Origin of the sequence: Serpentinicella alkaliphila (assembly GCF_018141405.1) — a bacterium.
In the GTDB taxonomy this organism is placed as follows: Bacteria; Bacillota; Clostridia; order Peptostreptococcales; family Natronincolaceae; genus Serpentinicella; species Serpentinicella alkaliphila.
Map to the genome: position 1 here is coordinate 1,879,270 of NZ_CP058648.1, position 21,583 is coordinate 1,900,852.

A 21,583-nucleotide genomic window follows, 5' to 3' on the forward strand; every position below is an offset into this window, starting at 1 on the left:
TTAAAATAAGGGCAAAAATATATCAAATGCTAAAATGTTATCAAGAGCAAAACTCCATAGTTTTAACGTATCCATTGTGAATTGTCTGGGCAATCACAAAGGAAACCGTTGTTCATTTTAAAACTTTCTCTCCTGTGATTAAATATTTCAAATATATTTTCTGTATGAGAACATTTTTTATATTCTATTAATATTTTCTTAGTTAAGTAGGGACGGGCCTTCTAATATTAGAATATGAGAGGAAGGTTAGATAGTTTAAAGTCTAAGTAGTTCAATTACAATCCATAATATTCTATTCTGTAGAGGTTTAAGGTAAAGATACAATAGTTATATATAGAAAGTAGTAGCAAATTAACAGCTACTACTTTCTATTCTTCTTTTATCCATCTTTTAAGTTTTTTAATTACCATATTATAGTTTATTTGTAAAATTTCTGGAAGCATACCTCCTAGTATTTTTTCTGCTTCTTTAAAACCTTTATATTATAGCATCCTTCAGTGTTTCATACTTTTCCTTATCTCCACCGGATATAGCTTTAGCAAACTCTACAATACGGTCACTGACAGCCTCAGGACTTAAAGGTCCTCCATCACTGATCATTTTTAGAGCTTCAACACGAGTCTCTTCATCTATTTCTACAGTTGCATCCATATTCTCAATATCTTGAAATGTTAGACCCTGTCTTTCAAGAAGCTGCTTTACCAATTCCTTCAGATGATGATAGGTTCTTTCGCTTTCTTGTTTTAACTTTTCGACAGTTTTTTCGTCTACTTTTGTGTTAGGCTTACCATAGGTTGCTTTTTCAATGTTGTTTTGAGATGGAGTGTATTTATCCTGTATTATATTAGGATTTTGAGTATCTTTTTGGACTATACTACTCTTTGACATCTCTGTTTGGCTTAAAGGAAAATTATGGTTAGGATTATTAGTTATTCTCATAAAAACCTCCTTAAATTTACTTGTTTTTTGAATTATTGGAATTATAATAAAAAACTTTAGTATTAAATAATGATGTAATCTAGAGGAGTCGGAGGTATGGTTTGCAACGGATTATGTATTTTTCTCAATATAAAACTGCAGTTACAGTGATTCTCTGAACATTAACATAAAAAGATTGTTATTTCCAAAGTGTTTATTTTTATTATAATAGGGTGGCTTTATAGCATTAGGTTAAAAACTCTAATAAATCAATAGTAAAATCAAAAAATAAATATATTTGTAAGGTGTTATTTTACGTTATATAATAAAAATAAAATATAAGTGAGGACGTATTATGGCGAAACAGCATATTTATACAATGAGTTTTTCAAAAGTTTATCCCCATTATGTTACAAAGGGGGAGAAAAAAGGACGGACTAAAACAGAAGTTGATGAAATAATTTGTTGGTTAACAGGATATAGTCAGGAAGAGTTAGGAGTGCAACTTGAAAAGCAGACAGACTTTGAGACCTTCTTTGCAGAAGCTCCCCAAATGAATCCTTTGCGGACTTTAATTAAAGGTGTGGTTTGTGGCGTACGAGTTGAAGACGTGGAAGAACCAATAATGAAGGAAATTCGTTATTTGGATAAGCTAATTGATGAGTTAGCAAAGGGGAAATCTATGGATAAGATTTTGAGAAAATAATAATGAAAATTAAAAATTTTTAATCTAAAATATTGCCCTTATCTATTTGATAGGGGCAATATTTTAATAGTAGAGTATAATTTTATGAAATTATTGGTTTTACTCACTACCTAACTATAGGTTTATTTGCTAGTCTTAATTTAACCATAGTATCCAGCTCATCTTGAGTTATATCTCTAAAGGTTCTAAAAGTATAGCCTTGTTCTTTTAATCGTTCTATGACTTCAGGTAAAATTTCAAGTAGTTTTGTATTTTTTTCTAAGTCATGCATAAGTATAACTGCAAAATCATTTTTCTTAACATCCTTAAAAATATTATCCAACATCTTAGCCCCATTAGTATAATCAGGTGTCGTATCACCTGCGCTTACGTTCCAATCAATATAATAGTATCCTTTCTCTTTTATATCCTCAGTAAGTAGAGGCATGAACTGTCTACCACCATATTTAAATGAGCTATGATTAGAAGACCCTCCTGGGAATCTAAAATATGGCGGTGCATCAAACCCTAATATGTTTTTATACACCGATTCAACCATATAAAAATCTTCATAAAAGGTATCAAAAGTACTATATATTGCAAAATTGTGTGTATGGGAATGGGGTATTACCATATGTCCTTCGTTATAAGTATTTTGTAGGATTTCAGGATGTTTTTCCATCATTATTCCTAAAGTAAAAAATGTCGCCTTTACATCATGCTCCCTAAGAATATCTAATACTTTAGGAGTTAAACGAGTAGGGCCATCATCAAAGGTTAAAAAAACCTTTTTTCTAGAGTCAACAACAGGAACAGGCTGAACCTCTATCTCTTCATTTTCATTTATTTCTTCCTCTTCAGTAATAATATTCTCTTCATCGATTATATCTATAGGTTCAGGATTTTCTATTTCATTATCAGTTTCGGGTACATTAGTAGTGGGCACTGATTTAAAAAGCTCTCCGTAGGTTTCAGGCATTAAAGTAAAAAATAATCCGAATAATATAATAATAGCAAATGCTAGTCGTTTAGTAACCATATAAATCTCTCCATTTCTTATTTTCTGATGTTAATACATTATAGATAGCGACACTTAAAATGATATGAAGATTTTATTAAAAATTTAAAATTTAAAATAAATAGAACGTTAATTTTTTATACTAAAGTAGAAATAATATTATCTATATTAATTATACAACTAAAAAGTATGGAGTAATACACATTATTGTATAATACCTAAAAATGTGACAAATTTATTATTTTTCCAAATATTTTTAATTTTTATTTAAAAATATTAGAGGGTTGATTGTTGGTAAATACTGTTATATATTAAATTCAATAAGTGCGTATAAAGTATTGAATGGAGGATTACTGTGATAGAATTAAAAAATGTGTCAAAGACCTATAATGGAGCAAAAAAGGTAGTTGAAAACATAAGTCTTGCGATACCTGATGGAGAAATAATAGGATTTTTAGGCCCAAATGGAGCAGGTAAAACAACTACAATTAAAATGATTACAGGTATTTTAGAGTGTGATGAAGGTACTATAAGTATTAATGGATATGATATAAACAAAAATAGTATAGAGGCAAAAAAACAATTTGGTTTTGTACCTGATAATCCTAATTTATTTTTGAGACTTAAAGGAATCGAGTATTTAAATTTTATGGCTGATATTTATGGTGTTTCGACAGAACAGAGGCTGAATAGGATAGAGGAAATGTCGAGGCGTTTTGATATGGCAAATGCCCTTGGTGATCAAATACAAAGTTACTCTCATGGTATGAGACAAAAAATAATGGTGATGGGTGCTTTAGTACATGAGCCACCCGTATGGATACTTGATGAACCTTTAACTGGATTAGATCCAAAGTCTGCCTATGTGTTAAAGGAAATGATGAAAGAACATACTGCAAATAATAAAACTGTATTTTTTTCAACTCATGTACTAGATGTGGCTGAAAAGGTTTGTGATAGGGTAGCAATAATAAATAAAGGAAAAATATTGTTTACAGGAAAATTAGATGAGATGAGAAATCATTTTAAAAGTGACGAATCATTAGAAAAGATATTTTTGGAGATGACAGAAAATGAATAATTTTATTGCTTTATCTAGGGTTTTTATTAAGAATATTATTAATTCAGCTTACAAAAACAACAAACTAAATATTAAGACAATAGCAATAGTGGGTCTAATAATATTAAGTTTTTTACCAATAGTAATAAATCTTATAAGGTTTTTAAATTATACATATGATGTATTAGTAGTAATAGGGCAGGAAGGTGTATTAATAAGCCTAGGAATAGTTATTACTGGTCTACTAGTTTTTTTTCTCGGACTATTTTATATTATTAGTACTTTCTACTTTTCAAATGATATTGAAACTTTGCTACCTTTACCACTAAAGCCATATGAAATAATTAGTGCAAAGTTTTTAATAGTTCTACTATATGAGTATATAACAGCACTAGTTATTTTAGTGCCATCTTTAGGTATATATGGAATCAATAGTGGTGCAGGTATTACTTACTATATTTTATCAATAATAACTCTACTTTTATTTCCGATAGTACCTTTAACTTTGGGGTCAATAATAGTAATGGTTGTTATGAGATTTTCAAATGTTGCAAAAAATAAAGATCTATTCAAGTTAGTAGGTGGAATAACTGCATTAGTTATAGCATTTGGAGTAAATATTTTGATTCAAAGATTTATGAATAATGTATTTGCAGATCCAGAAGCATTACAAAATTTAATAATAGAAGGTAATAACTCTTTAATACAACTTTATAGTAGCGTATTTCCAGGTCTTAAATTTTTAGTTGAAGGCTTACTGAATAGTTCAACATATAACGGTATTTTTAATTTTATTATTTTTATTGCAATAACTATCGTTCTATATACTATATTTCTGTTTATTGCCGAGAAAATATATTTTAAGGGAGTAGCGGGAATATCGGAGGTTGGTTCCAAAAAGAAAGAATTAAGCAAGAAACAGTTGGAGAAAGGTGCAGTTAGAAGTTCGGTAATATTATCATACACTTCTAAGGAATTGAGAATATTATTTAGAACGCCTATATACTTTTTAAATTGCATACTAATAAGTTTTATTTTTCCATTTATTCTACTTTTACCTGTATTAACTCAACAGGATGGATTAAATTCTCTATTGAATTTAATAAACGAAAGACCCCAAAGTTATGTAGTAGTTTTAGGTTTCGCACTTGCTATAGTTATAACATCAACTAATGCTATTACATCCACATCTATATCTAGAGAAGGACTCAATTATTATTTTAGTAAATATATACCTGTTAAATACGAGATTCAAATTGTATCGAAAGTTATGTCTGGAGTAATTATGGGTTTGATAGGGACAACTATGTTGTGTATAATAGCAGTAATAGTATTAAATATAAATATATATTTAGTATTAATCACATTAATAATTTCTATGTTAGGAACAACATTTGCGGCAATGATAGGCATTTTAATAGACTTATATAACCCTAAACTTATCTGGGATAGTGAACAAAGGGCAGTAAAACAAAATCTAAATGTTTTATTTCATACGTTAATTGGAAGTATTTTTGCTGGAGTTACTTTTTTCTTTGTATTCAAATCTAATTTAGGACTGTTAGTAACTATTACTAGTTTATTATTTGTTTATGGAATCTTAAACTTTGCCTTATATAAAATTTTAATGACTTTAGGGGTAAAGCTATATAGTAAAATAACTGTTTAAATGATTGGAAATGGAGGAGATTATTTTGCCAAAACTTAGAACGAGTGAATTCTTATTAATAATCGTTCCATTATTAGTATCAGTGGTACTTTATCCTTTTTTACCTAGCACAGTTCCAAGACATTTTGGTATAAATGGAGAAGTAAGCTATATTTCAAAAGATTTTATCTTTATATTTTCATTTGTCCCTTTTTTAGCATATAAATTACATAAATATAAGGAACGATTAAAAAAATAAATAACAATAAATATTCGAACAAGCAAAGCTTAAGATATATATAGGTCCTAAGCTTTGCTTTTGTTTCTCAGTCATTCTATATCATTAACTTTAAATTATTTAATACGTCATTAAACCTTTGAGCTTTTTTACTCTTTTCAAATTCTTTAAATGGACAACCTTTAGATAATAGTCTTTCTATAATTGCATCTAATGGAAAATGGGTAGGAGATAGGGACTGATTAACCTCTTCCCAAAATAAAGGTGTTGCAACAAGTGCTTCATCATTGCCCCTTACGGAATAGGGGGCAATGATTGTTTTGCCAAAGGCATGTTGTAGATAATCTACATAAAGGCGGTTTCCGCGGTTCTTCTTTAATCGTTCTATAGTAAATAAATTCGGCTCTTTTTTTACTAAATAATTTGCTAAAAATTCAGTAAAAAGTCGTGTCTCATCATAGGTAAATTCATTTTCAGGTAAAGGAATATATATTTGTAGACCTTTATTTCCTGAGGTTTTAATAAATGATTTTAACTTCAAGTTATCTAATACCTCTTTTAGCATTAAAGCTGCCTCCACAGCTAGATTAAATTCATTTCTAGATGGTGGATCTAAGTCTAAAACTATTTCAGAAGGTTTCTCAGAGTCAATTAAATTAAATGGAGTATGAAAGTCTATAGCAATTTGATTTCCAAGCCAAATTAAGGTAGGTAATTCGGAACATACTATATAGTTAATATTTTCAGTTTTAAATGTTTGTATAAAATCCGGTGCATAGTCAGGACAGTTTTTTTGATAAAATAATTCACCACCAACACCATGGGGGTATCTAATTACTGTCAATATTCTATTTTTTAAAAAAGGTAGCATATATGGTGATATTTCAATTAAGTATTGAAGATATTTTAGCTTTGTAATGTCTTTTGAAGGCCACAGAGGTTTATCAGGGCTTGTTATTTGAAGCTCGTGTCCTTCAATTAAAATTTTATGTCTATCTAAGGTTTTAGGCATAGAATTTCCTCCGCATTTAAATAATAAACTCAATAAAAATTGGAGACCTTAAAATACCATTTAATAAAAAGCCTCTACCTTTTAGTCTACACTTAATAAGTGGTTCTAAGTAATAAAATTGAGAATCCTCACTATCTTTAATCTTATTTGCTATTTGGAAGAATGCTTCACGGTGGGCTGGACTTATGCCGTAAAGAACTAGTCCTAAAGGCCTTCCATCTTCATGGCTACACAAAAGGGCATTATCTTTTTTCCTGTAACCAGTAATAACTGCATTAACATTAAGCCAATTAATTATTTTTAACCAGGAGGATGACCGCTTTCCTATATAAGAGGAAGATAGCTTTTTAGCAACCATACCCTCAAGATTATTCTCTTTTACTTGAGTAAAAAAGCTAATTCCATCCTCTTTAATATATGGAACCTTATTAATTATTTCATTATCTGTAATTACTTCATCTAGTATAGCTTTACGTTCATATAAGGGTTTATTTCTTAAATCCTTGCCATTGAAATACAAAATATCAAAGACTTTGTAGCATACAGGACTAATAATAATGTGTTGTTTTATCTTATCTTCTTTTTTCATTCGAAATCTTTTCATTATACCTTCAAAATCTTCGTTACCTTCTTTAGTTAATCCAATGAGTTCGCCATCAATAACTACTTTCTTGTTTATACCTTCAAGTATCTCAGGGAATTGTATATTTAATTGTGTACCATTTCTTGAATACAGTTTCGGACTAACAATATTCGAAAATTCAAGTCTAATGCCGTCATACTTGGGTTCAAAAATAAAATTTGAATCAGAAAAAGGGTCTGGGAAGGTGTCTAGTAGCATAAGAGGATAAAACATTAAAATTTACGCCTTCTTTCTCTCTTCTGTCTTTTTACGAGTAGTCTTTTTAGCCTTAGTCTTTTTAATACTCTCTTCTAAAGCCTTCATAATATCAACAACATTATTATCCAGTTGTTTTGCTTCTACACCTTTTTCGTTTTCAAGTTTTTCTTTAATAAGCTCCATTAAAGCAGTGCGGTAATCATCTGTAAACTTTTCTGGTTCAAAAGGTTCAGTTAATTGGTCTATTAATAAAGTAGCTGTATCCATTTCTTTTTTAGATAGCTCAATATTTTCAGGGATATTAGGAACATCAGAAATTGCTCTTACTTCATCTGGGAAATGAAGGGTCTCCATAATTAGTGCATTATTAAAGGGTCTCACAACAGCAAGCTTTTCCTTAGAACGAATCATAATTTTTGCAACTCCTATTTTACCGGAGTTGGCTAAGGAATCTCTAAGAAGAGAATATGCCTTGCCACCACCATCTCCTGGACTTAAATAATATGAACGATCAAAATATATTGGATCTATTTCTTCTAACTTAACAAAATTAATAATATCTACTGCCTTAGCCTCTTGGTCCTTTTTTAGTTTTTCTAATTCATATTTATCAAGCTCTATAAATTTATTTGTGGTATATTCATAGGCCATAATAATATCTTCCGGTTGAACTTCCTCATTACAATGCTCACAAGTCTTCTTATATTTTATAGGATTGTTACATTTTTTATGAAGCTGCCTTAGTTTTATATCTTTATCTTCCGTTGCAGCGTGTAACTTAACTGGAATATTTACTAGTCCAAAACTAATACTACCTTTCCAAACCGTATGCATATATATACACCTCTCATCTTTATAGTTTTTATTTACTCATTCTTGTTAGGGGTAGGATAACACAGCCTATACTTCCTTGAGCTTTAATAATTTCTGTAAAATCAATAAATATTGAGTTATAACCCTTTTCACTTAATATTTTTGCAAATCTTTCATTGCTAGTAAGTATATTTTTATTACCTAGACAAACTATATTAGGTGCTAAAGAGTCTAGCTCATTATCGGGAACTTCAATAACTTTTGAAAATTTATTTAATACAGCTTCTGGATTATATAGACCTTTGGATTTTATGCATGTTTCTTCATCAAGTATATTAAATACGCAGTCTAAATGAATTTTAGACTTATCAAAAGTAAGAGGCACAATTTCATAATTAAGATTACTATTTTTCATAAAAGCTTCTAATTCTTCTACTGCTCTCCCTGTTGAACGATCACCTATACCAATAATTACATGGTTTTTATGAACTAACACATCTCCACCTTCAATTTCGTTTTCCATGATGTATGTATTAAGATTATTTCTTTTAGAAAAATCCAATATATTCATGGTTTCTGTTTTCCTTATGTTTTCTGTCATTTTAGAAATAAATAAAACATCTTCCACAACAAAACCTATATCTCTAGTAAAAACCTGTGATGGTTCTCCTGTTAGGTTTAAGAATTCAATGGTAACGCCATGGGATTTCAGGGTATTTACTAAGTTTTCGTATTGCTGTAAAGCAAGCTTTAGATCAATACTTTTAACGGAATTAATATATTGATCAGTTATTTGTAAATTATTTGGATAGGCCATAATACAATACTCTATTGGATCATATTCATTAACTATAAAAGGCTTTATTTTTACCACCTCATTTATTTAATTTAATAATATATATAGTTTCCAAAATGGTAATAAAAATTAAAAACTAAAATTAAAATGAACAATATTGAAAAGAATATATATAAGATACTTTTTCAAACAAGATTTTATTAAAATAATATGGTAAAATATATAATTAATTAAGTGAAAGGGGCTTTTTAAATTGGCCATAATTGAAGTTACTATAATACCTATTGGAACTGAATCTACTAGCATTAGTGAATATGTAGCCGATTGTCATAGGGTATTGAAGGATAGTGATAAAATAAAATATCTATTAACTCCAATGGGAACTGTCATAGAAGGTGAACTAAGTGATGTATTAGATATAATAAAACAAATGCATGAAGTACCATTTTCAAATGGTGCTATGAGAGTAGCAACTACAATAAAAATAGATGATAGAAGAGATAAAGTAGGAACTATGGAACAAAAACTAAATTCTGTAGAAATAAAGTTAGATATTTAGAAGGGAATAAGTATGAAGCTAAATTACAACATGGTTTTTGCAAAGTTTATAAAAAGGGTTAATCGGTTTATAGCTTTCGTAGATATAAATGGAGAAGTTACCCAGGTACATGTTATGAATACTGGTAGGTTGGGTGAGTTGCTTGTAGAAGGTGCTGAAGTTATGCTTTCAGTTGAGCCTTCAGAAATAAGAAAGACTGCCTATGACCTCCGTATGGTTAAGAAAGAAGGGATATGGGTTTCCGTTGACTCTCAACTGCCTAATAAAATAGTTGAAGAGGGGATTATCTTGGGGCTTATTGATGAACTAGAGGGCTACAAAGAAATAGCTAGAGAGTCCTTTTACGGAAAAAGTAGATTTGACTTTAAACTAACTGGTGATGATATATGCTTTGTTGAAGTGAAAGGTGTAACTTTAGAGAGAGACGGCTGGGGTTACTTCCCTGATGCTCCTACAGATAGAGGCAGAAAGCATATTGATGAAATGATATTGGCCGTTGAAGAAGGTTATAGAGGGGTAATAATCTTTTTAATACAGCACCCTGGAATTAATGGTTTTTCTCCTAATCAAGAGATGGATATTGCCTTTGCAAATAAATTAATTAAAGCGAGGGAATTAGGGGTAGAGATAATTGCATATGGATGTAATGTAAGTTTAAATGAGGTCAAAATAAATAAAAGATTACCCGTACATTTTTAAGAAAATATATAGATTTGTTAAGGGGTGGAAAAATGTCATACACAATAATTGATATACTAGATAAAATTATAATAATTGAGGAACTCATTCATAAAATATATGTTGAACTTGGAAAATCTGAAAATATTGGCGTTAATCTACGTACTGTAGCTAACATATTTGCACTTGAAGAAAAAAGACATGCTGAAACATATACAAGTATTAAGGAAAGAATACGCCATGATAATGATATTGAAATAGATTTTGACCTTTATGATAAGGCTTCAAAGGTTATAAATGATTATAAATGTAAAATACATAAACCAAATATAAATAACTTAAATGAGATACTTGAATTTATGTTGCAAATAGAAAAAGAAAATGTCGCTTTAATAATAAGAATTAGAGATATTCTAATAACGAGTCTTGATAAGGAAAATACATTAATTTATAAAGTGTTAGATGAATTATTGGTTGAAGAGTTAAAGCACGTAGAAAATCTAGAACAATTTTTAAAGAGGTGATAAAATGGTTTTTAAAAATTCAGGTAAAGAAAACACGGATGAAACATTGGGATTAGCTATTGAGGCTTCAAAAAATAGGTTAATTAAGCATATAGTAGTTGCTTCCTGCTCAGGTGAAACAGCTTTAAAACTAAAACTTAAATGCAATGACATAAATATAGTATGTGTTACCCATGCCAATGGATTCGAAAAGCCAGGTCAAAATGAAATGACAGATGATGCAAGAACAGAATTACAACAAAGTGGAATTATAGTATTAACTACTACACACGTTCTTAGTGGTGCAGAGAGAGGTTTAAGCAATAGATTTGGAGGAATTTATCCAATTGAAATTATGGCTCATACTTTAAGGATGCTTGGACAGGGCGTTAAAGTAGGAGTAGAAATTGCAGTGATGGCGTTAGATGCAGGTTTAATACCATATAATGAGCCCATAATAGCAATAGGTGGAGCCGCAGAAGGAGCTGACACCGCAATTATAATTACACCCGCACACGCTAGCAGAATATTAGAAACAGAAATTCATGAAATTATTTGTAAGCCCTATAAAATCTAAAGAACGGTGATAAAATGAGAGTATTTTTCGCGTTAGAATTTGATTCTGTACTAAAGAGTAAAATGAAAAGAGTTCAACAAATAATTGTAGAAAATAGCCTAAAAGGTAATTTTACAGCAGAGGAAAACTTTCATTTAACTTTAGAATTTATTGGTGAGATTAAAGAAAATGAGGTTGAAAAACTTAAAGCTGCCTTAATAAAAGCAATAGAAAACCATTCGAAATTTAATATAAATATAAAGGGCATAGGAAATTTTCGAAGAGGTAATAAAAAAATTTTATGGTTTGGAGTAAATAACAATGAACATTTAAATAGGCTTTTTCAATCATTAGGTCAGGAGTTATATGATTTAGGTTATGAAAGGGAAGAGAGAGCATATACTCCGCATATTACTATAGGTAGAGAAGTAATATTAAAGGAAGACTCTGTTAATATAGAACAAGTAATAAACTTTAATGAATTGGTTTCAATTAACAAAGTTTCATTAATGGGGAGTACAAGGAAAAATGGTAAATTGGTATATATTCCTATTTTCTCTATTCCACTTAAGGACGATTAATAGGTTGTTATAAATTTATAGAGAATATAAAAATAAGGGGGGCGTATTTATGGAATATAAAATAATAGGTTCAACAATGCCTTTAATTCAAATAACACTTAATAGAGGAGAGGTTATTAAGTGTCAGGCAGGTGCAATGAAATGGATGGATGACACAGTTGATATGGATACTAATATGGATGGAGGGCTAGGTGGATTTATTAAAAGAAAGGTTATGGGAGAAAGTGGCTTTATAAATTTCTTTAAAGCAACTAAAGATGGTGATCGGATAGCCTTTGGTCATACATTTCCTGGGAATATAATAGCAATAGATGTAAGCAAAAGATCAATAATTTGTCAAAAAAGGACTTTTTTATGTTCTACAGTTGGGGTAGAATTAAATATTGTATTTCAAAAAAGATTAGGAACTGGTTTCTTTGGTGGTGAGGGCTTTGTTATGCAAGAACTAAAGGGAACGGGAATAGCCTTTGTTGAAATTGATGGGGAATCAATTGAAATAGATTTAGAAAGAGGCCAAACAATTAAAGTAGATACGGGTTCAGTAGCAATGTTTGAATCTACAGTAGACATGAATATTGAGATGGTAAAGGGTATGAAAAATGTACTCTTTGGTGGTGAAGGACTATTTTTAACCAAACTAAAGGGTCCTGGAAAGGTTTGGATTCAAACAATGCCAATACAAAGTATGGCCGGAGAGCTATTTCCATATCTACCAATATCTACGAGATAATATGTAGCTAGGAGGGAACAAATGATTACAACTATTTTATTTGACTTAGATGGTACACTGTTACCAGTAGATATGAATATCTTTATTAAAGAATATCTTAAAGGGCTAAATACAAAGTTTAAAGACTATTTTGAGCCAAATGAGCTTTCAAAACTAGTGCTTGAATGTACAAAAAAGATGATATTAAGTACGGACAAAGATAAAACGAATTCAGAAGTTTTTTTCGAAAATTTTTATACTAAAACTACAAATGCACAGGAAGTATTAACCCCAATATTTGAAGATTTTTACAAAAATGACTTTCTTAAACTAAAGGGATTAACAAATGAGAACAAATCTATACAGGAATCAGTTAGAGTGTTAAGGGATAAAGGTTATGAACTAGTAGTTGCAACAAACCCTGTTTTTCCAAGAAAGGCAATAACTAATAGAATAGAATGGGCTGGTTTTAATGAAGAAGACTTTTCTTTTATAACAAGCTTTGAAAATATGCATTTCTGTAAGCCAAATAGAGAGTACTATAAAGAGATTTTAGATTACATAGGAAAAAATCCAAAGGAATGTATAATGGTGGGCAATGATGTAGAGGAAGATATGGTCGCTAAAGAAATAGGTGTTCAAACATTCCTTATAGAGGATAATATAATAAAGAGAGGAAACAATCTTTCTAATGTAGATCATAAAGGGAGCTACCAAGATTTTTATAATTTTGTAATGAATTTACCGAAGCGAGGTTAATAATATGAAAGCTATAGTAGTTTATTATTCTTTTGAAGGAAATACTAAATTAATTGCACAGACCATTTCTAATACAATAGATGCAGATATAGAGGAATTAAAGCCTAAGAAGGAAATAGAGTCAAAAGGATTTATGAAATATTTATGGGGTGGAAGTCAGGTCATGATGAAAAAAAGTCCTGAGTTATTTCCATTAAACAAAAATGCTGAAGATTATGATATTATTTTTATAGGTACACCAATTTGGGCCTGGACATATGCACCACCAATTAGAACTTTTTTAGAGAATAGTAATATTAGTAATAAGAAAATAGCTTTATTTAGTTGTCACGAAGGCCAAAATGGTAAAACCTTTAGTCATTTTAAAGATAAGTTAAAAAACAATATATTTTTAGGTGAAATTGATTTCTTTGCACCTTTAAAATCTAATAAGGAAATATCAGTTACTCAGGCAAAGGATTGGGCAAAGGAAATGTTAACAAAAGCAAAGTGAGGTTTAGTTTATGAAAGATAATAGTAATATACATGTAGTAGTTGGTATGTCAGGTGGAGTTGATTCTTCAGTAGCAGCCTATGTCTTAAAAGAACAGGGTTATAGAGTAACAGGTATATTCATGAAAAATTGGGATGAAAGCGATGAGTTTGGATACTGTACTGCTGCAGAAGACTTTGAAGATGTAAGGCGTGTATGTGAACAAATTCGTATACCCTACTATACAGTAAATTTTGAAAAAGAATATTGGGATAGGGTCTTTGTATATTTCTTAGACGAGTATAAGAAGGGGAGAACTCCTAACCCGGATGTAATGTGTAATAAGGAAATAAAGTTTAAGGAGTTTCTAGAGCATGCCCTAAAGCTAGGTGCTGATTATTTAGCCACTGGTCACTATGCTAGAATAGACAAAGTTGGTGAAGAATATCGTCTGTTAAGAGGAGTTGATTCCAATAAGGATCAAACATATTTCCTAAATACTTTAGGCCAATATGAGTTATCAAAGGCTATGTTTCCAATTGGAGATTTACCTAAGAAAAGGGTTAGAGAAATTGCAGAAGAGCAAGGTTTTGTAACAGCTAAAAAGAAGGATAGTACTGGTATTTGCTTTATAGGAGAAAGAGATTTTAAAGACTTTTTAAGTCATTATCTTCCTGCAACTCCCGGTGAAATAAAAACTCCGGATGGCCAATTTAAAGGAAAACATGATGGATTGATGTTTTATACCTTAGGTCAAAGAAAAGGTTTAGGTATTGGAGGATCAGGTTCAGGAGAGCCATGGTTTGTTGCAGATAAAGATTTAGTAACCAATACATTAATTGTCGTTCAAGGTGAAGAAAACCCTGCTCTATTCTCATATGCCCTTTATGCTACTGATATTCATTGGGTAAGTGAAAGAGAGCCTGGTCAAAAATTTGATTGTACTGCCAAATTTAGATACCGTCAGCCAGATCAACATGTAACTGTTGAGATGACAGGTAAGGATACATGTAAAATTATATTCCATAAACCACAAAAAGCTGTAACCCCAGGTCAAGCTGTGGTACTGTATGATGGAGAAGTTTGTTTAGGTGGCGGAATAATTGACAAGACTGTAAAAGAGAAAATATAAATCTAACTAAAATCCCACCTGTTTTTGGTGGGTTTTTAGTTAAAAGAAAAGGGGATTAGCAAATGAATTATATTTGTAATGATTGTAAATCAAAGTACCCTATAAATGATTCTAAAATATTATGTAATTGTGGTGGAATGTTAAACTTAGAAAAAGATATACTGGATTTTACTGATGAAGATATTAATAAAAGAGAATTCAGTTTATTTAGATACTTAAAGGTGCTACCTTTTAACAGAAATGAACATAGCTGGAGAAAGGTTAGTATGGGTGAGGGATTAACTCCAATCATTCCATTTGATGATAAGTATAAAAATATATTATTGAAAATGGATTATTTAATGCCCACCTTATCCTTTAAAGATAGAGGAGCAGTAGTACTTATTGCTAAAGCTAAGGAATTGGGTATAACTAAGGTCATACAGGATAGCAGTGGTAATGCAGGAAATTCCGTTGCTGCCTATGCTTCTAGAGTAGGTATTAGTTGTGATATATATGTTCCGGAGGGTACTTCAGAAAAGAAAGTAAAACAAATTGAGGCCCATGGAGCAAAAGTTCATATTATTTCTGGTACTAGAGAAGATACTGCAAAGGAAGCACTTAAAGCTGTGAATAAAGGTGATGGTTTTTATGCTAGTCATGTATATAACCCGATCTTTTATGAAGGAACTAAAACCTATGTTTATGAAGTATATGAACAACTAAATGGATGTTTACCTCATAGCTTTGTAATACCTGTAGGGAATGGCACATTACTTTTAGGAGTGTACATAGGATTATTAGAACTTTTAGAGTATGGTCTTATATCAAAATTACCTAAAATTATAGGTGTACAGGCAGAAAACTGTGCTCCAATATTTAGGGCTTTTGTTGACGGAAAAGAAGTTGTTGACCCTGTTGAAAATTATGGGACAAAAGCAGAAGGGATTGCAATTGCAGACCCCAAGAGGGGAAAACAAATATTAGAAGCTATAAGTAAAACAAATGGAACTATTATAACAGCTAAGGAAGAAAAAATTCTGGAAGCACAAAAGCTATTAGCAAAAAAAGGCCTATATGTTGAAGTGACAACTGCTGCAACTCTAGCAGCTTATCTGGAATATATTAAGGAGAATAACGAAATTTCTAATCAGAACGTAATAATACCATTATGTGGAGCCGGATTAAAATCTAGCTAGTTAGGGGTGAATTTGTGGGTAGATGGATAATAATATTTTTTCTATTGATTATTAGTATATATTTTTTACTACATTATTACATAGGTAAAAAAGGTTTGAGTATTCTGAATTTTAACAAATGTTCAAAAAATATATATTGGTTTTTTATCTATTTCTTAGGGTTTTCCTTTTTTTTAGGTAGGATAGGAAATGAGTATATACCATGGAATATAAGCACTTTACTTACCGTTATAGGAGCCTATTGGATAGGATTAATTGTATATTTGTGGATTTTATTTATTGCAAAAGATATTGTAAATTTATTCGTACGTACTATATTTGGAAGACACAATATAATAGAAGAAAACAAAAAGCTTATTAATCTTACAATAATTATATTGTCTGTAATACTTGTTGCTTACGGAGCTATTAATGCTAAGCGGCCACGGATTGTTGAATATTCCATTGATATTAACAAAAAAGTAGAAAATATTGATCAAATGAAAGTAGTTCTGATCTCCGATTTACATATTGGGCAAATTGTAGGTAACAGATTTTTAAGAAATATAGTTAATATAGTAAACTCTTTGGAGCCTGATTTAATTCTAATACCAGGTGACATTATTGATGATAATCTACATGAAAATATACAGGTAAAGATAGGAGATATATTAAAGGATTTGAACTCAACCTATGGTGTCTATGCTTCATTGGGCAATCATGAGTTTATTGGGGGTCAAGCAGATGAAATAGAAGAGTATTTAAATAGTGTAAATATTAATGTTTTAAGGGATGAGGCTTTAAAAGTAGCTGATAGTTTTTATATTATTGGAAGAGAGGATAAGGCTAGTGAGAGGTTTACAAATATACACCGAAGAGAATTGTCGGATATTATGCTAGAAATAGACCGATTGAATCCTATATTTATGCTAGATCACCAACCAATAGATATAGTTATGGCTAGAGATGAAGGTGTTGATTTACAGGTTTCAGGTCATACACATAGAGGTCAAATTTTACCCGGAAGATTTTTTACAAAGAGAATTTTTGATGTGGATTGGGGTTTATATAAGGAAAGCAGCTATCATCTAATAGTTACATCAGGAGCTGGTACATGGGGACCACCTATTAGAATTGGTACTAATTCTGAAGTAGTATTAATAAATATAAATTTTAACTAGTAAAAAACCACCTAGGGATTTAGGTGGTTCACTCATTTTATTCAGTTCGGATAGCCTCGAGGGCACTAAGCTTCATAGCGCGTCTGGCAGGATAGAATCCAGAAACCAAGCCAACTATAGTAGTAAATACTAATGTTGCAAGTATTAACCATAGTGGAATTATAGATATTTTTGTATTTCCACCACCAGGCCCAAAGAAATTTATAAATCTAAAGCCAACAGAGTTTAATATGTAGGACGCTATTTTACTGAGTATTACTCCCAGAAGTCCACCGATAAAACCAATCATGCCTGCTTCAAATAAAAATAGTCTTCTTATATCTTTTAATGATGCTCCTATTACTTTCATAATACCTATTTCTCTAGTGCGTTCATATATCGACATAACCATTGTATTAGTAATACCTAAAGCTGCAACTAATAGTGATATGGCACCTATCCCACCCAGTACAGCCTGTAGAACAGAAGAAGTTTTTTGTAGTGAGTCTAAATAATCCGATAAACTATAGGCATTAAAGCCCATGTCTTTAATCTGCTGCTGTATTTTCTGTACTTCTTTTATATTTCCTACTTTTACCATAACCCTATTATATCCACTATGGGACTGAGACCTATTATTGTTTCTATTATTCTGAGACTTATTATGTTCGTCTACCTTTTTCTTTAGTTGGGTAATAGGCATAAAGGCTGAGTAATCCTTCTCCCAATCCCCTTCCTGTAATATTCCTACTCCATTGATTTTGTAATGTTTAGGTTTTCCTTGATTTTCACTATATCCCATATCGAAGGTTAGTTCTAGCTTATCTTTCATAACATTAACATTAGATTGTGGGGGTGGGCCATAACGCATTCTTGCTTTAGGGTTATAAAACTGTTGACTAACATGTGCCCCGAATACAACATTTAATGTATCCCCAAACTCTAGAAGTCTACCGTCATTTAATTTAAATTCAAATTGTTCCATAACATCAGGATTAATTCCTTTTATAGAAACATATGCTTCAAATTTACCTGAGATTATTTTGACGTGTGACTCCAAAATCGGTGTAACTGCTTCAACACCTGCTATTTCGGAAAATTTCCTTACGGCAGAATCATCCAAAACTAATTTTTTCTGTTGTGGGCCTGAGGGCTTTCCACCATCGTGGTACATATCATAGGGTGGATTTACATTAATTATGTTTAGGCTTCCCATTCGGCTTAATTCCTGTTTAAAACCTTCATTCATTCCAAAACCTAAAGAAACCATAGTTATAATAGATGCTGTGCCGATAATTACTCCAAGTATTGTCAAAAATGTACGTAATTTTCTTCTCCAAAGGTTTTTAATGCCCATTCTAAAAAGCTCTACACTATTCATCTAGGAACATACCCTTCTCTTTGTTTTTTCTCTTTCTAATTAGAAATATTGCTACTGCCATAGCAAGAAGTAATGAAACTCCTGAACTAGCCCAAATTAAAGTTTTTTTACTATTACTTTCAGGTGGAAACTTTTCTTGAAAATCCGGTGGCATTTCTTCAAAATGCATTTCTAATACATTCACAGAGAAATCTTTTCTTATCTCAATTTTTTCGCCAGCTGGATCATCATAGGTGAATACAATGCTTCCCTCAAGTTGTCCAGGAGATGTAGGAGTTACATATGCTTCGTAGTAATCGTTATTACCAGATTCAAAATTACCTACAAAGTAATTACCATTTTCAACACTGAAGTTTCCTTCTGTTTTAACCATTAAATTATATAGGGTAACCTTACCCATATTATAAAACTCTAGAGAAACCGGAAAGGGCTGTCCAACATATGCTTCAAAAGGTGGAATTGATAATTCACTAGTCTCAAGTCTAGTTGGTTGTATAACTGGGATTCCTATTAATTCCGATGCCTTATATTCATTTCCCTCCAAGTCCTCATATTCAAAGTTAGCTAAGATAGTATAAGTTTTTTGTTTTGCATCAGGTACAGTGTAAAGTTGAATATTTCTATCAACAACAGATTTTGGCTCTATATAATCTATAAAGAAAGTATTACTACTGTTCACAGGAGTAAATACATTTCCACTTGTTTCAGTTTTTTCGTCAACTGTAAGATATATTTTTATATTTTGAACTGCCTTTTCACTATGGGTATTAAAGAAGGATAAATTTAAATTATAATTTTGTCCTGCCTTTACCATAGTTGGACTAGAGACATATTGATCAATAATAAGCTTTGGGATAGATTTGCTACCGCTTATTTTAGAATTATTAACTGGTATAAAGACTTTATGAGTTTCTTCGTGTTTAGTATTGCTATCGTCTCTATATTCTAAGTGGATGTCAATATCATGAAGTCCAGATTCAATTTTATCTGAAGCATGTAGAACATATGAAATATAGTTTTGATTACCACCTAAAATTCGAGTAATATGCTTTACATTTGAAGAATTTAAAATAGTTAAACCATTAGTTTTTAATCCATTTAGGGTTATCTTTACATCCTTTGCCCCTAAACTTCCAATATTCTGTAATGTAAATCCTAAGGTTACAGTTTCTCCGGCTTGTGTAGTTGAAGGAGATAAATTAATCTCTTGAATCGAGAATTTTGGAAATGTATTTCTATTAACAATTTTGATAAATAGTGTCTCTGAAGAATCAAAAGGGTTCCCATGAGAATTTGTAAACTTATAGCTTAGCTTAAGTTGGTATGTTTTTTCTTCTGCAGTAGGATTAACAAAAAAATCTAATTTGTACTCTCTTGAGCCATTCGCACTAATCGATGATATTGAATTAGATGTTGATTCAGTAAATTCAATAGGGACAACTTGTCCATCAAAGGATGGAGTTATTACAATATTTTGAGCAGAGTGATTACTACTATTTTTAATAGTAATTGGTAAAGATACATTTTTACCAGCTTCTATTGTAAAGTTACTAGGAGTTGAGGCGGCTAGTCTAGGAACATTTTTAGTTGTATCTACCTCAGGCTCCTTCTTAGGCTCTGGGAGTTTTGCTGTTCTAATTCCAATATAATCAGTAACCGTGAGTACTTCATCATTTTTAGTATAGGTTATTTTAACAGTAAGCCTTTGATTTGAGCCACCAGTATAAATAATACGAATAGGACTGTCAGATATTGAAGTATCTATGCCATTAGTTAGTTCATCAGCAACAAAAATATTAGAACCTCTATTATCAGGATAAAAAGACCCATTATCTAAAACCGTGACATAGATGTTTTTTAGTGTTTCCCCAGATCTATTCAGAAGTTTAAGAGTTAAATCAAAGGGGTCTCCTTCATATACTGAGGATGAAAGGCCATTGTGCTCTGATATATATATATCTGTTAGACTTCCAGTTTCAGTAGAGTATGTATATAGAGATGAATTAATATTAAATAATAAAGTAAAAACAATTAGTATAGTCAATATCCTTTTCAATTATATTATCCCCCTTTGATTCTGCTCTTCTATTCTTTCAATTTCTCCATCCTTAATATAGACAACCTTGTCTGCATAGTGACTTATTTCTATATCATGAGTAACTATTATTAAAGTCTGGTTACTTTGACGAGCAAAGTTGGTAATTAGTTCCATAATATCTAATGTAGTTTTTGTATCTAAGTTTCCTGTAGGCTCATCAGCAAAAACTATCGATGGTTTAGAAATAAATGCTCTCGCAATACTAACCCGTTGCTGCTGGCCGCCACTCATCTCTGAGGGTTTGTGGTTTAATCGATCACCGAGGCCAACGGATTGGAGCATTTTCGCTGCTGCTTTAATACGATTCTTTTTAGAGACGCCTCTAAATATTAATGGAAGACTTACGTTTTCTATTGCTGTAAGCATAGGTAACAGGTTATAGGATTGAAATACGAAGCCTATATTTTCTTGTCTGAATTTAGCTAACTGTTTTTCATTCATCTTTTCAATAGATTTGTTCTTAATAATTATCTCACCTTTAGTAGGTTTTTCTAATCCGGCCATCAGGTTTAATAGGGTACTTTTGCCTGAGCCAGAGGTGCCTAGAAGGCAAATAAATTCCCCCTGTTTAATTGATAGGTCAACATTTTTAAGGGCATATATTTTCTCATCGCCCATTCTATATATTTTTTTTACATTGTTTAATTGTATAATATTTTCCAAAAATTAACCCCCTTAACTGAAAATACCAAGTAGCATATTAATTATACTCCTAAGTTATTTAAAGTTAAAGTGGTGCACCTATAATTTTATGATTAATTTTTGACAAAGTTTCACCATTGTGTATTAAGAAGAATAGTATAATATCA

24 protein-coding genes are annotated in these 21,583 nt (G+C 31.0%); 15 read left to right on the forward strand and 9 right to left on the reverse strand.

Annotation, left to right across the window (positions count from 1 at the left end):
- Window positions 1–477: 477 nt before the first annotated feature.
- Window positions 478–939, reverse strand: coding sequence for a hypothetical protein (locus HZR23_RS09405; RefSeq protein WP_132848576.1), 462 nt, complete (start codon window positions 937–939; stop codon window positions 478–480).
- A gap of 334 nt (window positions 940–1,273) precedes the next feature.
- Here HZR23_RS09405 and HZR23_RS09410 point away from each other — a divergent pair, with 334 nt between their 5' ends.
- Window positions 1,274–1,624 carry a DUF2200 domain-containing protein gene (locus HZR23_RS09410; protein WP_132848577.1) on the forward strand — a complete coding sequence of 117 codons (351 nt, stop codon included), beginning with the start codon at window positions 1,274–1,276 and terminating at the stop codon, window positions 1,622–1,624.
- A gap of 106 nt (window positions 1,625–1,730) precedes the next feature.
- On the opposite strand, the gene HZR23_RS09415 is transcribed toward HZR23_RS09410, so the two are convergent.
- Window positions 1,731–2,642 (reverse strand): polysaccharide deacetylase family protein, encoded by a 912-nt coding sequence (locus tag HZR23_RS09415; RefSeq protein WP_132848578.1) that lies wholly within the window; start codon window positions 2,640–2,642, stop codon window positions 1,731–1,733.
- A 334-nt stretch (window positions 2,643–2,976) separates the two neighbouring features.
- Between HZR23_RS09415 and HZR23_RS09420 the strand changes: the two genes are divergently transcribed.
- The 3 genes from HZR23_RS09420 to HZR23_RS09430 are packed head-to-tail and all read left to right on the forward strand — an operon-like array spanning window position 2,977 to window position 5,588.
- Entirely contained in the window at window positions 2,977–3,702 is a 726-nt protein-coding gene (locus HZR23_RS09420; RefSeq protein WP_132848579.1) for an ABC transporter ATP-binding protein, read from the forward strand.
- Window positions 3,695–5,350 carry a putative ABC transporter permease subunit gene (locus HZR23_RS09425; protein WP_132848580.1) on the forward strand — a complete coding sequence of 552 codons (1,656 nt, stop codon included), beginning with the start codon at window positions 3,695–3,697 and terminating at the stop codon, window positions 5,348–5,350. The genes HZR23_RS09420 and HZR23_RS09425 overlap by 8 nt, the downstream gene beginning before the upstream one ends.
- A gap of 25 nt (window positions 5,351–5,375) precedes the next feature.
- Window positions 5,376–5,588: a DUF1648 domain-containing protein gene (locus HZR23_RS09430; RefSeq protein ID WP_165913687.1), complete on the forward strand. Its 213-nt coding sequence runs from the start codon at window positions 5,376–5,378 to the stop codon at window positions 5,586–5,588.
- A 76-nt stretch (window positions 5,589–5,664) separates the two neighbouring features.
- Here the strand turns inward: HZR23_RS09430 and ligD are convergent, their stop codons facing one another.
- Genes ligD through HZR23_RS09450 form a run of 4 tightly spaced genes read right to left on the reverse strand, consistent with a single transcriptional unit; the run spans window position 5,665 to window position 9,107 of the window.
- A complete protein-coding gene (gene ligD, locus HZR23_RS09435; RefSeq protein ID WP_132848582.1) occupies window positions 5,665–6,579 on the reverse strand; it encodes a non-homologous end-joining DNA ligase in 915 nt (304 codons plus the stop codon).
- A gap of 16 nt (window positions 6,580–6,595) precedes the next feature.
- The gene (locus HZR23_RS09440; protein ID WP_132848583.1) at window positions 6,596–7,435 is read right to left on the reverse strand and encodes an ATP-dependent DNA ligase; all 840 of its coding nucleotides are present in this window, start codon (window positions 7,433–7,435) and stop codon (window positions 6,596–6,598) included.
- Window positions 7,436–7,441: 6 nt separating this feature from the next.
- Window positions 7,442–8,254, reverse strand: coding sequence for a non-homologous end joining protein Ku (gene ku / locus HZR23_RS09445; RefSeq protein WP_132848584.1), 813 nt, complete (start codon window positions 8,252–8,254; stop codon window positions 7,442–7,444).
- 28 nt (window positions 8,255–8,282) lie between these two features.
- On the reverse strand, window positions 8,283–9,107 hold the full coding sequence (locus tag HZR23_RS09450; RefSeq protein ID WP_165913688.1) for a dimethylarginine dimethylaminohydrolase family protein: 825 nt from the start codon (window positions 9,105–9,107) through the stop codon (window positions 8,283–8,285).
- Between the two features lie 175 nt (window positions 9,108–9,282).
- Here HZR23_RS09450 and HZR23_RS09455 point away from each other — a divergent pair, with 175 nt between their 5' ends.
- The 11 genes from HZR23_RS09455 (at window position 9,283) to HZR23_RS09505 (ending at window position 17,316) form a co-directional block, all read left to right on the forward strand.
- Entirely contained in the window at window positions 9,283–9,588 is a 306-nt protein-coding gene (locus HZR23_RS09455) for an MTH1187 family thiamine-binding protein (RefSeq protein WP_132848586.1), read from the forward strand.
- Window positions 9,589–9,600: 12 nt separating this feature from the next.
- Window positions 9,601–10,287, forward strand: a complete 687-nt coding sequence (gene sfsA / locus HZR23_RS09460) for a DNA/RNA nuclease SfsA (protein WP_132848587.1) — start codon at window positions 9,601–9,603, stop codon at window positions 10,285–10,287.
- Between the two features lie 32 nt (window positions 10,288–10,319).
- Window positions 10,320–10,790 (forward strand): hypothetical protein, encoded by a 471-nt coding sequence (locus HZR23_RS09465; protein ID WP_132848588.1) that lies wholly within the window; start codon window positions 10,320–10,322, stop codon window positions 10,788–10,790.
- 4 nt (window positions 10,791–10,794) lie between these two features.
- Window positions 10,795–11,346, forward strand: a complete 552-nt coding sequence (locus HZR23_RS09470; protein ID WP_132848589.1) for a pyruvate kinase alpha/beta domain-containing protein — start codon at window positions 10,795–10,797, stop codon at window positions 11,344–11,346.
- Window positions 11,347–11,360: 14 nt separating this feature from the next.
- Window positions 11,361–11,906 (forward strand): RNA 2',3'-cyclic phosphodiesterase, encoded by a 546-nt coding sequence (gene thpR, locus HZR23_RS09475; protein WP_132848590.1) that lies wholly within the window; start codon window positions 11,361–11,363, stop codon window positions 11,904–11,906.
- A 49-nt stretch (window positions 11,907–11,955) separates the two neighbouring features.
- Window positions 11,956–12,636, forward strand: coding sequence for a TIGR00266 family protein (locus tag HZR23_RS09480; RefSeq protein WP_132848591.1), 681 nt, complete (start codon window positions 11,956–11,958; stop codon window positions 12,634–12,636).
- A 21-nt stretch (window positions 12,637–12,657) separates the two neighbouring features.
- Window positions 12,658–13,374 carry an HAD family hydrolase gene (locus HZR23_RS09485; RefSeq protein WP_132848592.1) on the forward strand — a complete coding sequence of 239 codons (717 nt, stop codon included), beginning with the start codon at window positions 12,658–12,660 and terminating at the stop codon, window positions 13,372–13,374.
- A 4-nt stretch (window positions 13,375–13,378) separates the two neighbouring features.
- Window positions 13,379–13,867 carry a flavodoxin family protein gene (locus tag HZR23_RS09490; protein WP_132848593.1) on the forward strand — a complete coding sequence of 163 codons (489 nt, stop codon included), beginning with the start codon at window positions 13,379–13,381 and terminating at the stop codon, window positions 13,865–13,867.
- Window positions 13,868–13,877: 10 nt separating this feature from the next.
- Window positions 13,878–14,978 carry a tRNA 2-thiouridine(34) synthase MnmA gene (gene mnmA, locus HZR23_RS09495; RefSeq protein ID WP_132848594.1) on the forward strand — a complete coding sequence of 367 codons (1,101 nt, stop codon included), beginning with the start codon at window positions 13,878–13,880 and terminating at the stop codon, window positions 14,976–14,978.
- Window positions 14,979–15,040: 62 nt separating this feature from the next.
- Entirely contained in the window at window positions 15,041–16,156 is a 1,116-nt protein-coding gene (locus tag HZR23_RS09500; RefSeq protein WP_132848595.1) for a threonine synthase, read from the forward strand.
- 263 nt (window positions 16,157–16,419) lie between these two features.
- Window positions 16,420–17,316: a metallophosphoesterase gene (locus HZR23_RS09505; protein WP_132848596.1), complete on the forward strand. Its 897-nt coding sequence runs from the start codon at window positions 16,420–16,422 to the stop codon at window positions 17,314–17,316.
- A 37-nt stretch (window positions 17,317–17,353) separates the two neighbouring features.
- Here the strand turns inward: HZR23_RS09505 and HZR23_RS09510 are convergent, their stop codons facing one another.
- The 3 genes from HZR23_RS09510 to HZR23_RS09520 are packed head-to-tail and all read right to left on the reverse strand — an operon-like array spanning window position 17,354 to window position 21,437.
- Complete coding sequence (locus tag HZR23_RS09510) at window positions 17,354–18,676, reverse strand: ABC transporter permease (protein WP_132848597.1); 1,323 nt, start codon at window positions 18,674–18,676, stop codon at window positions 17,354–17,356.
- Window positions 18,669–20,732, reverse strand: coding sequence for a COG1361 S-layer family protein (locus tag HZR23_RS09515; RefSeq protein WP_132848598.1), 2,064 nt, complete (start codon window positions 20,730–20,732; stop codon window positions 18,669–18,671). The genes HZR23_RS09510 and HZR23_RS09515 overlap by 8 nt, the downstream gene beginning before the upstream one ends.
- A complete protein-coding gene (locus HZR23_RS09520; protein ID WP_132848599.1) occupies window positions 20,733–21,437 on the reverse strand; it encodes an ABC transporter ATP-binding protein in 705 nt (234 codons plus the stop codon). It lies immediately after the preceding gene.
- Window positions 21,438–21,583 lie beyond the last annotated feature (146 nt).

Bases quoted from the DNA above. Each gene is read 5' to 3' on its own strand.
- HZR23_RS09410 (WP_132848577.1), top strand. From the start codon at position 1,274: ATGGCGAAACAGCATATTTATACAATGAGTTTTTCAAAAGTTTATCCC.
- HZR23_RS09480 (WP_132848591.1), top strand. From the start codon at position 11,956: ATGGAATATAAAATAATAGGTTCAACAATGCCTTTAATTCAAATAACA.
- HZR23_RS09510 (WP_132848597.1), bottom strand. From the start codon at position 18,676: ATGAATAGTGTAGAGCTTTTTAGAATGGGCATTAAAAACCTTTGGAGA.
- mnmA (WP_132848594.1), top strand. From the start codon at position 13,878: ATGAAAGATAATAGTAATATACATGTAGTAGTTGGTATGTCAGGTGGA.
- HZR23_RS09490 (WP_132848593.1), top strand. From the start codon at position 13,379: ATGAAAGCTATAGTAGTTTATTATTCTTTTGAAGGAAATACTAAATTA.
- ligD (WP_132848582.1), bottom strand. From the start codon at position 6,579: ATGCCTAAAACCTTAGATAGACATAAAATTTTAATTGAAGGACACGAG.
- thpR (WP_132848590.1), top strand. From the start codon at position 11,361: ATGAGAGTATTTTTCGCGTTAGAATTTGATTCTGTACTAAAGAGTAAA.
- HZR23_RS09500 (WP_132848595.1), top strand. From the start codon at position 15,041: ATGAATTATATTTGTAATGATTGTAAATCAAAGTACCCTATAAATGAT.
- HZR23_RS09465 (WP_132848588.1), top strand. From the start codon at position 10,320: ATGTCATACACAATAATTGATATACTAGATAAAATTATAATAATTGAG.
- HZR23_RS09485 (WP_132848592.1), top strand. From the start codon at position 12,658: ATGATTACAACTATTTTATTTGACTTAGATGGTACACTGTTACCAGTA.
- HZR23_RS09405 (WP_132848576.1), bottom strand. From the start codon at position 939: ATGAGAATAACTAATAATCCTAACCATAATTTTCCTTTAAGCCAAACA.
- HZR23_RS09470 (WP_132848589.1), top strand. From the start codon at position 10,795: ATGGTTTTTAAAAATTCAGGTAAAGAAAACACGGATGAAACATTGGGA.
- HZR23_RS09415 (WP_132848578.1), bottom strand. From the start codon at position 2,642: ATGGTTACTAAACGACTAGCATTTGCTATTATTATATTATTCGGATTA.
- HZR23_RS09425 (WP_132848580.1), top strand. From the start codon at position 3,695: ATGAATAATTTTATTGCTTTATCTAGGGTTTTTATTAAGAATATTATT.
- HZR23_RS09440 (WP_132848583.1), bottom strand. From the start codon at position 7,435: ATGTTTTATCCTCTTATGCTACTAGACACCTTCCCAGACCCTTTTTCT.
- sfsA (WP_132848587.1), top strand. From the start codon at position 9,601: ATGAAGCTAAATTACAACATGGTTTTTGCAAAGTTTATAAAAAGGGTT.
- ku (WP_132848584.1), bottom strand. From the start codon at position 8,254: ATGCATACGGTTTGGAAAGGTAGTATTAGTTTTGGACTAGTAAATATT.